The organism is Micrococcus sp. (genome assembly GCF_030523875.1).
In the GTDB taxonomy this organism is placed as follows: Bacteria; Actinomycetota; Actinomycetes; order Actinomycetales; family Micrococcaceae; genus Micrococcus.
Genome location: NZ_JAUNHR010000013.1, coordinates 1 through 13,542 on the forward strand (window position 1 = coordinate 1; position 13,542 = coordinate 13,542).

Genomic DNA, 13,542 nt, shown 5'->3' on the forward strand with positions numbered 1-13,542 from the left:
GCCCGGGCGGCCTCCTCGCGCTCGGCCTGCAGACGACGCTCGCCCCGCGCCTCGGTGAGCCGGTACAGCACCGGCACGAGCACCAGCGTGAGCACCGTGGAGGAGGCCAGGCCGCCCACCACGGCCACGGCCAGCGGCTGGGAGATGAACCCGCCCTGGCCGGTGATGCCCAGGGCCATCGGCAGCATGGCCAGCACGGTGGCCAGCGCGGTCATCACCACGGGGCGCACGCGGTTCAGGGCGCCCAGCTCGATCGCCTCGTCCAGCCCCAGGCCGCGGTGGCGCCGGTACTGGTTGATCAGGTCGATCAGCACGATCGCGTTGGTCACCACGATGCCGACCAGCATGAGCATGCCGATCAGCGTGGCCACACCCAGCGCCGTGCCGGTGAACAGCAGCGCCAGGAAGACGCCGGTGGCGGCGAACGGGATGGACACGAGCAGCACGAACGGCTGGCGCAGCGAGTTGAACGTCGCCACCATCACCACGTAGACCGCGGCGATCGCGGCCAGCAGCGCCAGGCCCAGGTCGCGGAACGTCTCCTGCTGCTGGGTGGCGGCGCCGCCCACGGTGGCGGTCACGCCGTCCGGCAGCTCCAGGCCCTCGACGACGTCGGACACCCGCCCGGCGACCGCGCCCAGGTCGTCCGAGGCCGGGGTCACGGTGACCTCCGCGGTGCGCTCGCCGTTCGAGGAGGTCACCTGGGACGGCACGTCCTCCTGGCTGACCTCGGCCAGCGTCTCGAGCGCCACCGGACCGGACGGGGTCTGGACCGGGACCTCCCGCAGCTGCTGCAGGCTGGTCACTGGGGAGGGGTCGCCGAGGCGGACGGTGAACTCCTCGAAGCCGAAGCGCACGTCCCCGATCGGCGCGGCCTGCAGGGCGGCGGCCACCTGGCCGGAGACCGCCTCCTCGGTGAGGCCCGCCTCGGCGGCGGCCTGCGTGTCCACGTCCACCTGGAACGTGGGACGCGTGCGCGCGGCCGCGGTGGAGACCTCACGGGCGCCCTCGACGCCGCGCAGCTGCGCCGCCACGGACTCCGCCGCGGCGTCCAGCGCCTCCGGGTCCGGGGCGGTGACCTGGACGGTCACGTCCTGCTCGCCGCTGGGGCCCTGCTGGGCGGAGACCTCCACGGTCCCCACGTCCTGCAGGGCCTCGAGGCGTCCGCGGACGCCGTCGCGCAGGGCCTCCTGGTCGGCGTCGGGGTCCGTGGTCACGGTGAACTGGGCCTCGTCCGAGGACTGGCCGCCGAAGCCGCCGAGGAAGCCGCCCGCGCTGCCCGCGGTGAACTGCACCGTATCCACGCCCTCGGTGGACAGGAGCACCTCCTCGATGCGCTCCGCGGCCCGCGAGGTGGTCTCGAGGGACGTGCCGGAGGGCTGCTGGGCCGTCACCACGAACGAGTTCTGCCCGGAGTCGCCGAGCAGGTTGGTCGGGATCAGCGGGATGAGCGCCGCGGTGCCGGCCAGCAGGGCCACGGAGGCCGCGAGGGTGGCCACGGCGTGGCGCTGGGTCCAGCGCAGCACCGGACGGTAGGCGCGCGCCAGGCGGTCGTCGGCCGCGCGCGGCCGGTCGGCCTCGCCCACGGCGTGCTCGGCGGTCCGCGGCGCGCGCAGGAACCACCAGCACAGCACCGGGACGATGGTCAGGGCCACCAGCAGGGACGCGAGCAGCGCGATCGTGGTGGTCACGGCGAAGGGCCGGAACAGCTCGCCGGCGAGCCCGCCCACGAACGCGATCGGCAGGAACACCGCCACCGAGACGAGGGTGGAGGCGGTGATGGCCGTGGCCACCTCGCCGGTGCCGGTGAGGATGGCGGTGCGCTTGTCCTCGCCCAGCCCCATGTGGCGGCGGATGTTCTCGACCACCACGATCGAGTCGTCCACCACGCGGCCGATCGAGATGGTCAGCGCGCCCAGGGTGAGCGTGTTGAGGGAGTAGCCGAAGGCCGCGACGCCGATCAGGGCGGTGAGCAGGGACAGCGGGATGGACACCGCGGTCACCAGGGTGGAGCGGGCCGAGAGCAGGAACACCGCGATCACGAGGACCGCCATGCCCAGGCCCAGCAGGCCCTCCACGAAGAGGGTGTCGATGGACTGCTCGATGAACGGGGCCTGGTCGAACACCACGGAGAGACGGGCCCCGTCCCCGGCCAGGGACTCGAGCTCCGGCAGGATCTCCTGCACGGCGGTGGAGACGGCCACGAGGTCCGCGTCCGGGGTCGCGGTGACGCTCACCGACAGCGTCTCGACGCCGTCGGTGCGGGTCACGGAGGCGGGGTCGGCGGCGCCGAGGGAGACCTCGGCGACGTCGCCGAGCCGCTGCGGCGCGGGCGCGGGAGCCCCGGGACCGCCCCCGCCGGCGTCGGCCGGGGCCGAGGCGGCGTCCTCGGCCGGGACCACCGTGACGGCCCGCAGGTCGTCCAGGTCCTCGACGGGCGCGCCCGCCTGGACGGGGTAGGTGACCTCGTCCGCGGTGACCTGGCCGATGGGGAACAGGCCCGCGTTCTCCTCGAGCGCGGTGGTGATGTCCTGGGCGGTGAGGCCCGCGGCGGCCAGGGCCGCCTGGTCCGGGACCACCGAGACGAACTCCTCGGTGCCGCCGATCACCTGGGCACCGCGCACCCCGTCCACCTTCTGCAGGCGGGGGACGAGCACGTCCTCGGCGCGGCGGCGCAGCTCGTTGAGGTCGGCGTCGCCGGAGAGGGCGAGGAAGACCACGGGGAAGTCGGAGACGGAGCCGGCGAACGACGTCGTCTCGGCCTCCTCCGGCAGCTGCGCCTGGAGGTTGGAGATCACGCGGTCCACCTGGGACCGGGCGCGGGTGAGGTCGGTGCCGTACTCGAACTCGAGCGTGACGCTGTTGAACGAGGACGCGGAGGTGGAGCGGGACGACTCGAGCCCCTCGACCGCCTGCAGGGCGGTCTCGAGGGGCTCGCCGACCTGGGCGTCCACCACCTCCGGGCTCGCGCCCGGATAGGTGGTGGACACCGAGATCACCGGCAGCTCGAGCGAGGGGATGAGCTCCCGCTTGAGCTGACCGGCGGAGAGGACGCCGAACACCGCGATGAACACGGTGACGAGCGCCACGAGCGCTCGCCGGGACAGGGAGGACCGAGCCAGCGCACCCATGGAGGGCTCAGCCGAGCTGGAGCGCGGCGTCGGTGGAGGCGCGCACGTCCGAGAGCAGCTGGGGATCGTCGTTGAGCGTGCGGCCCAGGGACGGGATGAGCTCCTTCAGGCGGGGCTCCCAGGCGGCGGACTTGGCCGGGAAGCAGCGCTCGAGCAGCGTCACCATGATCGGGGCCGCGGTGGAGGCGCCCGGGGAGGCGCCGAGCAGGCCGGCGATCGAGCCGTCGGCGTGGCTGACGACCTCGGTGCCGAACTGCAGCACGCCGCCGAACTTGCCCTTCTTCTTCATGACCTGCACGCGCTGGCCCGCGGTGATGAGCTCCCACTTCGAGCCGTCCGCGGAGGGGTAGAACTCCTGGAGGGTGTCCACCTTCTTCTCGTTCGACTTCAGCACCTCGGTGATCAGGTACTTGGTCAGGTCCATGTTGTCCTTGGCCACGTTCAGCATGGTGGGCAGGTTGTGCGGGCGCACGGACAGCGGCAGGTCAAGGTAGGAGCCGGACTTGAGGAAGTTCGTGGAGAAGCCGGCGTACGGGCCGAACAGCAGGGAGCGCTTGCCGTTGACGAAGCGGGTGTCCAGGTGCGGCACGGACATGGGCGGGGCGCCCACGGCGGCCTGGCCGTAGACCTTGGCCAGGTGGCGGTCCACCACGGCCTCGTCGGTGCAGCGCAGGAACTGGCCCGAGACGGGGAAGCCGCCGAAGCCCTTGATCTCCGGGATGCCGGAGTTCTGCAGCAGGCCCAGGGCGCCGCCGCCGGCGCCCACGAACACGAAGCGGGCGCGGTCGGTCACGGAGGTGCCGGCCGCCTTGTTCTTCACGGTGACCTCCCAGCGGCCGTCCGTGCCGCGCTCGAGGCCCGTCACCTTGTGGCCGAAGCGCACGTCGGCGCCGCCGGCGGACAGGGCGGTGACCAGCTGGCGGGTCAGGGCGCCGAAGTCCACGTCCGTGCCGGAGGCGACGCGCGAGGCGGCCACGCGCTCGTCGGCGCCGCGGCCGTCCATCAGCAGCGGGGCCCACTCGCCGATCACGGCGTGGTCCTCGGTGTGCTCCATGTCCGCGAACAGCGGCTCGGCGGACATCGCCTCGTAGCGCTTGCGGAGGTACTCGGCGTGGTCGTCCCCGCGCACGAAGGACATGTGGGGCAGGGGGTTGATGAAGCCCTTCGGGTCCTTCAGGACGCCCTCGGACACGAGGGAGGACCAGAACTGGCGGGAGATCCAGAACTGCTCGTTGATGCCCTTGGCCTTGGCGGTGTCCACGCGGCCGTCCTTGCCCATCGGCGAGTAGTTCAGCTCGCACAGGGCCGCGTGGCCGGTGCCCGCGTTGTTCCACGGGTCGGAGGACTCGAGGCCGGCCTGGTCGAGGCTCTCGTACAGGGCGATCGACCAGGTGGGCTCGAGCTTCTGCAGCATGACGCCGAGGGTGGCACTCATGACGCCGCCGCCGATCAGGACGACGTCGTGGGTGGTGGACGAGGGGGTGGGCACGGTCTGCTCCTGGTGCTCGACGGCGAGGACGGTGCACCGGCGGATCCCGTCCGGGCGGGTCTCACACGCCGGTGCCTCGGGGCTCCACTGTACTCCGCACGGGGGCCGCCGGACGTGTCCGCACACCCTGCGACCCGGGGGCGTCTCAGGCGCGCAGGGCGATGCGGTCGAAGGGCTCGTCGAGCTGCGGGGAGCTGGGATAGGAGCCCACCCGCGGGCCGGTGGCGAGCGCGGAGATGGGGTGGATCAGCGGCAGGGCCGGCAGGTCCAGCAGCAGGGCCCGGTGCGCCCGGCGGTGCAGCTCGCGGCGGCGCTCGTCGTCGGGCTCGGAGGCGGCGGCGTCGACGTCCTCGACCACCTGCGGGTTCAGGTAGCGGGTCTCGGCGCGCCCCGAGCGGGCGTACGGCTCGAGGAACGCGTGCGCGTCGCGGTAGAGGCCGTCCCGCCCGCGCAGGTGCAGGGCGCGCGAGCCGCGCTCGACCACGGCGCGCAGGTAGTCCTGCTCGGGGGGCACGGGCACGGGCCGCACCCGGATCCCGACGACGCCCAGGTCCTCGGCCACCATCGCCGCCACGCGCTCGGGCTCGGGCAGGCAGGGCCAGGCCGCCCCGGCGGGGTGCATCAGCTCGAGCGGCTCGCCGTCGTAGCCGGCCTGCTCGAGCAGCCGGGAGGCGCGCGCGGGGTCGATCTCGTAGCGGGGCCCCTCCTCGACGTCGACGCCGAGTGCGGGCGGGACCAGGCCGTCGGCGATCGCCGTGCCCTGCAGGAACACGTCGGAGCGGGCCAGCCGCGGACGGTCCACAGCGAAGGCCACCGCCTGGCGCAAGTAGAGCGAGGAGACCAGCGGGTGCTCGAGGTTGAAGCCCAGGGAGAGCACGGAGAACGGGTCGCGGGGGAGCACCTGCGTGCCGGCCTCCACGAGGGGGCGCAGCTGCCCGGGGGCTACGACGTCGATCACGTCGGCGTGGCCCCGCCGCAGCTCGCGCAGGCGCGTGCTCGCCCGGCCCCACGCTGCGACCGCCGCCACGGGCAGGTCCGGCAGGTCCCGGCGGTGCTCCGGGTTGGGCGTCAGCACGGAGGTCTCGTCGGGCACGTGCAGCGCCGCGACGACGCCGGCCGCCGCCTGGGCGTCGGCGAAGCGGTACGGGCCGGTGCCGGCGGGGGCGGCCTCGCCCGCGTCCGCGGAGTCCCACGAGGCCGGGGAGGACACCGCGAGGGCCGGGGAGCCGAGGGCGGCCGGCAGGTGGCGCAGCGGACGCGAGAGGCGGATGCGGACGGTGCGCTCGTCGTCGGCCGTCACGTCGGCGAACGCGGAGTCCGGATCGTCGGGGCGGCCGCCGAACGCCGCGACGAACGCGGAGGGCGTCGGGTCGTCGTCGCCGGCCTCGGACCAGCGGCGCACGTTGGCCACGACGGCCGCGGCGTCGCACGGGGCGCCGTCGGAGAAGCGCAGCCCCCGCTGCAGCGTGAGGGTGTGGGTCAGCCCGTCCGCGGAGACGGCGTGCTCGGCGAGCTTGAGGGTGGGGGCGCCGGTGTCCGGGTCCACGCCGAGCAGCGGCTCGAGCACCTGGCGCAGCACCCGGAAGGTCTCGGAGTCCCAGGCCCGGGCCGGGTCGCGGGTGAGCACACGGGAGGGCGCCCCGACCACGAGGGGCCGCGGGGTCGCGGAGGACGACGCGGACGCCGCCGGTGCGGCGGGACCGGCCGCGCCGCACGCGGCGAGCCCGGAGCCGAGCCCGGCCAGGCCCAGGGCCAGGAACGTGCGACGGCTGGCGTCCAAGGGGCTCCTCCTGAGGGCGGGGTGTGGCGGGCGGCCGACGACGGCCGGGTGCGGGCGGGGGGACTCGAACCCCCATGTCCGTGGACACTGGAACCTAAATCCAGCGCGTCTGCCAGTTCCGCCACGCCCGCATGCCCCGCGGGGCGGGGCGGTCTCCGATCCTACCGCCCGCCCGTCCGGGGCGGCCGGGGCTCAGTCCTCCAGGCCCAGGGTGCGGCGCAGCCGGGCGACGTGCCCGGTGGCCTTGACGTTGTACTGGGCGTGGGTGACGCGGCCGTCCGGGCCCACCACCACGGTGGAGCGGATCAGGCCCTCGTACGTCTTCCCGTAGTTCTTCTTCTCGCCCCACGCGCCGTACGCCTCGGCCACGGCGTGGTCCTCGTCGGAGAGCAGGGGGAAGGTGAGCGACTCCTGCTGCGCGAACCGGATGATCTTGCCGATCGGGTCGGGGGAGACGCCCAGGACGCGGTAGCCGGCGGCGGTGAGGGAGGCGAGGCTGTCCCGGAAGTCGCAGGCCTGGGTGGTGCAGCCGGGCGTGGCGGCGGCCGGGTAGAAGTACACGATCGTGCTCTTGCCGGCCGAGTCCCGGAGGGAGACGGGCCGACCGTCCTGGTCCTGGAGCGTGAACTCGGGGGCCGTGTCGCCGGGCTCGAGGCGGGGGGAGGAGGGGGAGGCGGTGTTCTCTGTCATGGTCTCCACCCTAGGCTGCGACCCCGGAGACGGATCAGGCCCCGTCACCGGACGGTGACGGGGCCTGTGCTGTGCACCCCCCGGGACTTGAACCCGGAACCTGCTGATTAAGAGTCAGATGCTCTGCCAATTGAGCTAGAGGTGCAGGTGCCGCGGCGGCCCTTTCGGATCGCTCCTCAGGCCGTGCAACGAGGTGAGACTCTACACGCCCTGGGCGGGGCCGTGCAAATCGGGGTCGGGGTGGACGTCGTAGAGGCGGTCCAGCTCGTCCATGAAGGCCGTCATGAAGCCGTGGAAGTCCGTGGCGTCGCGCGCCTGGTCGAGTTCGGCCGTGCCGTCCTCGGAGGCCGAGCCGACCGGCACCCGCGGGTGCTCGACCACCTCGAACCACGTGCGGAACCCGGTCACGGTCTCCACCTGGTAGCCGGTGCCGGTGTCCGCGACGGTGGCCACGTTGGCCAGGGCCACGCTCACCACGCCGGGCAGCGTGCCCGTGGCCGGGTCTGCGAGCGCGTCCGCATCGTCCTCGGTGAGGTCCGCGGCGACGGCGTCCACGGGGTCCACGGGGCACAGCAGCATCTCGAGCGGGGAGTGGCGGTAGCCGATCACGTGGGGCAGGGACCCGCCGGAGGGCTGGGCGTAGACCAGGTTGTAGTCGCCGTGGTTGAACACCCGCGCGTCGAACACGCCGCGCAGGCGTCGCTGGAGGGTGGGCGAGTCCATGGCCATGCCCTCCAACGTACTGGGGCGCCGGGTCGGCTGTCAGGGGCCCGCGGACGCCGCCCGTCACGCTCCGTCGTCCCCGTCCCGGCGTGCGGGCCGGTCACTAGACTGCGGCGCATGCAGACTCCCCCCGCTGACCGCACCGCCCAGGACGCCCCCTCCGGACCCGATCTCAAGCCGCGCTCGCGCGACGTGACCGACGGCATGGAGCGCACCGCCGCGCGCGGCATGCTGCGGGCCGTGGGCATGGGGGACGAGGACTTCGACAAGCCCCAGATCGGCATCGCGTCCTCGTGGAACGAGATCACCCCCTGCAACCTCTCCCTGGACCGCCTCGCCCAGGCCTCGAAGGAGGGCGTGCACGCCGCCGGCGGCTTCCCCCTGGAGTTCGGCACGGTGTCCGTCTCGGACGGCATCTCGATGGGCCACGAGGGCATGCACTTCTCCCTCGTCTCCCGCGAGGTGATCGCGGACTCGGTGGAGACCGTGATGATGGCCGAGCGCCTCGACGGCTCGGTCCTGCTCGCCGGCTGCGACAAGTCCCTGCCGGGCATGCTCATGGCCGCCGCCCGCCTGGACCTGGCCTCCGTGTTCGTCTATGCCGGCTCGATCATGCCCGGCGTGGCGCGGCTGACCGACGGCACGGAGAAGCAGGTGACGATCATCGACGCCTTCGAGGCGGTCGGCGCGTGCGCCCGCGGCCTGATGAGCGAGGAGGACCTGCTGCGCATCGAGAAGGCCATCGCGCCGGGGGAGGGCGCGTGCGGCGGCATGTACACGGCCAACACCATGGCCTCGATCGGCGAGGCCCTGGGCATGTCCCTGCCCGGCTCGGCCGCCGCCCCCTCGGCGGACCGCCGCCGCGACGCGTTCGCGCGCCGCTCCGGCGAGGCCGTCGTGGAGATGCTGCGCCAGGGCATCACGGCCCGTGACGTGATGACCAAGCCCGCGTTCGAGAACGCCATCGCCGTGACCATGGCCTTCGGCGGCTCCACCAACGCCGTCCTGCACCTGCTCGCGATCGCCCGCGAGGCCGGCGTCGACCTGCGTCTGGCGGACTTCAACCGGATCGCGGACCGGGTGCCGCACATCGCCGACCTCAAGCCGTTCGGGCAGTACGTGATGACGGACGTGGACCGGGTCGGCGGCGTGCCCGTGGTCATGAAGGCCCTGCTGGACGAGGGGCTGCTGCACGGCGACGCCCTCACCGTCACCGGCCGGACCCTGGCCGAGAACCTGGCGGCGCTGGACCCGGACCCGGTGGACGGCACCGTCATCCGCCGGATGGACGAGCCGATGCACCCCAACGGCGGCATCGCGATCCTGCACGGCTCGCTGGCCCCCGAGGGCGCCGTGGTGAAGTCCGCGGGCTTCGACGCGGACGTGTTCGAGGGCACCGCCCGCGTGTTCGACCGGGAGCGCGCCGCGATGGACGCCCTCGAGGACGGCACGATCGCGGCGGGCGACGTCGTCGTGATCCGCTACGAGGGTCCCAAGGGCGGTCCGGGCATGCGCGAGATGCTGGCCATCACCGGCGCCATCAAGGGCGCGGGCCTGGGCAAGGACGTCCTGCTCATCACCGACGGCCGCTTCTCCGGCGGCACCACCGGCCTGTGCATCGGGCACATCGCGCCCGAGGCCGCCGAGGGCGGCCCGATCGGCCTGGTCCGGGACGGCGACCGCATCCGCGTGGACATCGCCGGCCGCTCGATGGACCTGCTGGTGGACGACGCCGAGCTCGAGGCCCGCCGGGCGTCCTGGACCCCCGTGGCGCCGAAGTTCACCACCGGCGTGCTCGGCAAGTACGCCAAGCTCGTCCACTCGGCCGCCGAGGGCGCCTACCTGGGCTGAGGCCCGGCGCCGGGACCCGCGCCGCGCCCGGCGGTGCGGGTCTCACCATCCGACGATGTGTTCCACATCATGAGACGAGGTGGGGGCGGGTTGGAACGCGCCTCGGAGCGCCGCCCATACTGGAGCCACCCCCGAGGATCCGGCGGTCCGCGTTCCCACCTCAGACCGGCCACGCCCGACGATCCGTCCCCGCGGCAGACGACCCCGCCGGCCCCGGACGGATGCCCGGCAACGACGCCGACCGCCCCCGCGGCGGTCGGCCCAGCAGCGAACGCAGTGAGGTGCACCATGAGCACGACCCCCCGCGCCACCGCCCCGGCGGCGCCCACCGGACGGGACCCGCGCGGCCCCGCACGCCCCGAGACCGTGGAGCCCCGCGTGCCCGGCCCCCGCGCCGTGGTCGAGCCCACGACCATGACCGGCTCCGCCGCCGTCATCCGCTCCCTCGAGGAGCTCGGCGTCACCGACGTGTTCGGCCTGCCCGGCGGCGCGATCCTGCCGACCTACGACCCGCTGATGGACTCGGACCGCATCCGGCACGTCCTGGTGCGCCACGAGCAGGGCGCCGGCCACGCCGCCCAGGGCTACCACCTGGCCACGGGGCGCGTCGGCGTCGCGATCGCCACCTCGGGCCCCGGCGCCACGAACCTCGTCACCGCGATCGCCGACGCCCACATGGACTCCCAGGCCGTCGTCTTCATCACGGGCCAGGTGAGCTCCGCCGCGATCGGCTCGGACGCCTTCCAGGAGGCGGACATCGTGGGGGTCACGATGCCCATCACCAAGCACTCCCGCCTCGTCACGCGGGCCGAGGACATCCCCGCGGCGCTCGCCGAGGCGTTCCACATCGCGGGCACCGGCCGCCCGGGTCCCGTGCTGATCGACATCACCAAGGACGCCCAGCAGTCCGAGCTGGAGTTCTCCTGGCCCCCGCGCCTGGACCTGCCCGGCTACCGTCCGGTCCTGCGCGGCCATCCCCGCCAGGTGCGCGAGGCCGCGCGACTGATCCGGGAGGCCCGCCGTCCCGTGCTCTACGTCGGCGGCGGCGTGGCCCGCGGCGACGCGCACGAAGAGCTGGCCGAGCTGGCCGAGCTCACGGGAGCCCCCGTGGTCACCACGCTCACCGCCCGCGGCGTGTTCCCGGACTCGCACCCCCAGAACCTCGGCATGCCCGGCATGCACGGCGGGGTGCCCGCCGTGGCCGCGCTGCAGCAGGCCGACCTGCTCATCACCCTCGGCGCCCGCTTCGACGACCGCGTGACCGGCCACCTGGCCTCCTTCGCCCCCGGGGCGCGGATCATCCACGCGGACATCGACCCGGCGGAGATCTCCAAGAACCGGATCGCGGACGTGCCGATCGTGGGCTCCGTGAAGGAGATCATCCCGGACCTCGTCGCGGAGCTGCGGGCGCAGTCCCGCCAGGCCCCGCTGCCGGACCTGTCCGCGTGGTGGGCCACCCTGGAGCGGCTGCGTGCCACCTACCCGCTCGGGTTCACCCCCACCGAGGACGGGCTCATGGCGCCCCAGCACGTGATCTCCCGGATCTCCGCGCTGTCCGGGCCGGAGGCCACGTACGTGTCCGGCGTCGGCCAGCACCAGATGTGGGCCAGCCAGTTCGTCGAGTACGAGCGCCCCCGCCAGTGGCTGAACTCCTCGGGCCTGGGCACCATGGGCTTCGCCGTGCCGGCCGCCATGGGCGCGCAGGTCGCCGAGCCGGAGCGCACCGTGTGGGCGATCGACGGCGACGGCTGCTTCCAGATGACCAACCAGGAGCTGGCCACCTGCGTCATCAACGGCATCCCGATCAAGGTGGCCGTGATCAACAACTCCTCCCTCGGCATGGTCCGCCAGTGGCAGACGCTCTTCTACGACCAGCGCTACTCCCACACGGACCTGGACACCGGCCACGGCTCCCGCCGCGTGCCCGACTTCGTCAAGCTCGCCGACGCCTACGGCGCCGCGGGCCTGCGCTGCGAGCGGGAGGCGGACCTGGACGCCACCATCCAGGAGGCCCTCGCGATCCGGGACCGGCCCGTCGTCGTCGACTTCGTGGTGTCCCGCGACGCGATGGTGTGGCCCATGGTGCCGGCCGGCGTGGGCAACGACGCCATCCAGATCGCCCGGGGCATGACCCCGGACTGGGACCAGGAAGACTGAGGAGGGCCACGATGGAACGCCACACCCTGTCCGTGCTCGTCGAGGACGTGCCCGGCACCCTGACCCGCGTGGCCGGCCTGTTCGCCCGGCGCGCCTTCAACATCCACTCCCTCGCCGTGGGCGTCACCGAGGTGCCCGGCATCTCGCGGATGACCGTGGTGGTGGACGCGGACGCGCACCTGCTGGAGCAGGTGACCAAGCAGCTGAACAAGCTGATCAACGTCATCAAGGTGGTGGAGCTGGCCACCGAGGCCTCCGTGCAGCGAGACCACCTGCTGGTGAAGGTGCGCGCGGACGCGAGCGTGCGCGGCCAGGTGGTCCAGGCGGCCGACCTGTTCCGCGCCCATGTGGTGGACGTCTCCCCGGACTCCCTCACGCTCGAGGCCACCGGCACGCGGGACAAGCTCGCCGCGTTCCTGGAGATGATGGAGCCCTACGGCATCCGCGAGCTCGTCCGCTCCGGCACCCTCGCGCTGGCCCGCGGCCCGCGCTCCATGACCGACCGGGCCCTCGCGCGCTGAGCCGCGGACCCGTCCGACCACCGACCCCCGACACGCCAAGGAGAACACCATGTCCGTGAAGAAGTTCTACGACGACGACGCCGACCTCTCGATCATCCAGGGCCGCACCGTGGCCGTGATCGGCTACGGCTCCCAGGGCCACGCCCACTCCCTCTCGCTGCGTGACTCCGGCGTGGACGTGCGCGTCGGCCTGGCCGAGGGCTCGAAGTCCCGCGCCAAGGCCGAGGCCGAGGGCCTGCGCGTGGTGGACGTCGCCACCGCCGCCGCCGAGGCCGACCTGATCATGATCCTGACCCCGGACCAGGTCCAGGCGCAGGTGTACAAGGAGCACATCGCCCCGAACCTGCAGGAGGGCGATGCCCTGTTCTTCGCGCACGGCTTCAACGTGCGCTTCGGCTACATCGAGGCCCCCGAGGGCGTGGACGTCGCCCTCGTGGCCCCCAAGGGCCCCGGTCATGTGGTGCGCCGCGAGTTCGAGGCCGGCCGTGGCGTGCCCGCGCTGATCGCCGTCGAGCAGGACGCCTCGGGCCAGGCGCACGCCCTCGCCCTGTCCTACGCCAAGGGCGTCGGCGGCACCCGCGCCGGCGTCATCGAGACCACCTTCACCGAGGAGACCGAGTCCGACCTCTTCGGCGAGCAGGCCGTGCTCTGCGGCGGCGCCTCCCAGCTGGTGCAGTACGGCTTCGAGACCCTGACCGAGGCCGGCTACCAGCCGGAGATCGCCTACTTCGAGGTGCTCCACGAGCTCAAGCTGATCGTGGACCTCATGGTGGAGGGCGGCATCGCCAAGCAGCGCTGGTCCGTCTCCGACACCGCCGAGTACGGCGACTACGTCTCCGGGCCGCGGGTGATCACCCCCGAGGTGAAGGAGAACATGAAGGCCGTGCTCGCCGACATCCAGTCCGGTGCCTTCGCACAGCGCTTCATGGACGACCAGGCCGCCGGCGCCCCCGAGTTCACGGAGCTGCGCGCCAAGGGCGAGCAGCACCCGATCGAGAAGACCGGCCGCGAGCTGCGCCAGATGTTCGCGTGGCTGAAGGACTCGGACGACGACTACACCGAGGGCACCGCCGCCCGCTGACCCGGCCCGGTCCCGCCCGCCGGGCAGACCCCCGGACACGACGGCGCCGGGCCCCGCGCGCCGGGGCCGGGCCCGGGGGCGGACGGACACCCCCCGCTATCCAGGGGGGCCGGCGTCGG

9 protein-coding genes and 2 tRNA genes are annotated in these 13,542 nt (G+C 73.5%); 4 read left to right on the top strand and 7 right to left on the bottom strand.

Going from position 1 to position 13,542, the window contains the following annotated elements:
- From Q4D18_RS03150 to Q4D18_RS03180, 7 genes are all read right to left on the bottom strand, one after another.
- On the bottom strand, positions 1-3,131 hold a 3,131-nt coding region (locus Q4D18_RS03150; RefSeq protein WP_303125720.1), incomplete at its 3' end, for an efflux RND transporter permease subunit.
- Between the two features lie 7 nt (positions 3,132-3,138).
- Positions 3,139-4,620, bottom strand: coding sequence for a malate:quinone oxidoreductase (locus tag Q4D18_RS03155; protein ID WP_248123742.1), 1,482 nt, complete (start codon positions 4,618-4,620; stop codon positions 3,139-3,141).
- Between the two features lie 145 nt (positions 4,621-4,765).
- Entirely contained in the window at positions 4,766-6,400 is a 1,635-nt protein-coding gene (locus tag Q4D18_RS03160; RefSeq protein ID WP_303125724.1) for an ABC transporter substrate-binding protein, read from the bottom strand.
- 49 nt (positions 6,401-6,449) lie between these two features.
- Positions 6,450-6,531 (bottom strand) — tRNA-Leu (locus Q4D18_RS03165).
- 61 nt (positions 6,532-6,592) lie between these two features.
- A complete protein-coding gene (gene bcp / locus Q4D18_RS03170) occupies positions 6,593-7,090 on the bottom strand; it encodes a thioredoxin-dependent thiol peroxidase (protein WP_303125726.1) in 498 nt (165 codons plus the stop codon).
- Between the two features lie 72 nt (positions 7,091-7,162).
- Positions 7,163-7,235 (bottom strand) — tRNA-Lys (locus Q4D18_RS03175).
- A 56-nt stretch (positions 7,236-7,291) separates the two neighbouring features.
- A complete protein-coding gene (locus Q4D18_RS03180) occupies positions 7,292-7,813 on the bottom strand; it encodes a hypothetical protein (RefSeq protein WP_303125728.1) in 522 nt (173 codons plus the stop codon).
- A 117-nt stretch (positions 7,814-7,930) separates the two neighbouring features.
- Between Q4D18_RS03180 and ilvD the strand changes: the two genes are divergently transcribed.
- The 4 genes from ilvD to ilvC all read left to right on the top strand — a co-directional run bounded on the left by ilvD (position 7,931) and on the right by ilvC (position 13,423).
- Positions 7,931-9,664 carry a dihydroxy-acid dehydratase gene (gene ilvD, locus Q4D18_RS03185; RefSeq protein ID WP_303125730.1) on the top strand — a complete coding sequence of 578 codons (1,734 nt, stop codon included), beginning with the start codon at positions 7,931-7,933 and terminating at the stop codon, positions 9,662-9,664.
- A 288-nt stretch (positions 9,665-9,952) separates the two neighbouring features.
- Positions 9,953-11,821, top strand: coding sequence for an acetolactate synthase large subunit (locus tag Q4D18_RS03190; RefSeq protein WP_303125732.1), 1,869 nt, complete (start codon positions 9,953-9,955; stop codon positions 11,819-11,821).
- 11 nt (positions 11,822-11,832) lie between these two features.
- On the top strand, positions 11,833-12,342 hold the full coding sequence (gene ilvN / locus Q4D18_RS03195; RefSeq protein ID WP_303125734.1) for an acetolactate synthase small subunit: 510 nt from the start codon (positions 11,833-11,835) through the stop codon (positions 12,340-12,342).
- A 49-nt stretch (positions 12,343-12,391) separates the two neighbouring features.
- Positions 12,392-13,423, top strand: coding sequence for a ketol-acid reductoisomerase (gene ilvC / locus Q4D18_RS03200; RefSeq protein WP_303125736.1), 1,032 nt, complete (start codon positions 12,392-12,394; stop codon positions 13,421-13,423).
- Positions 13,424-13,542 lie beyond the last annotated feature (119 nt).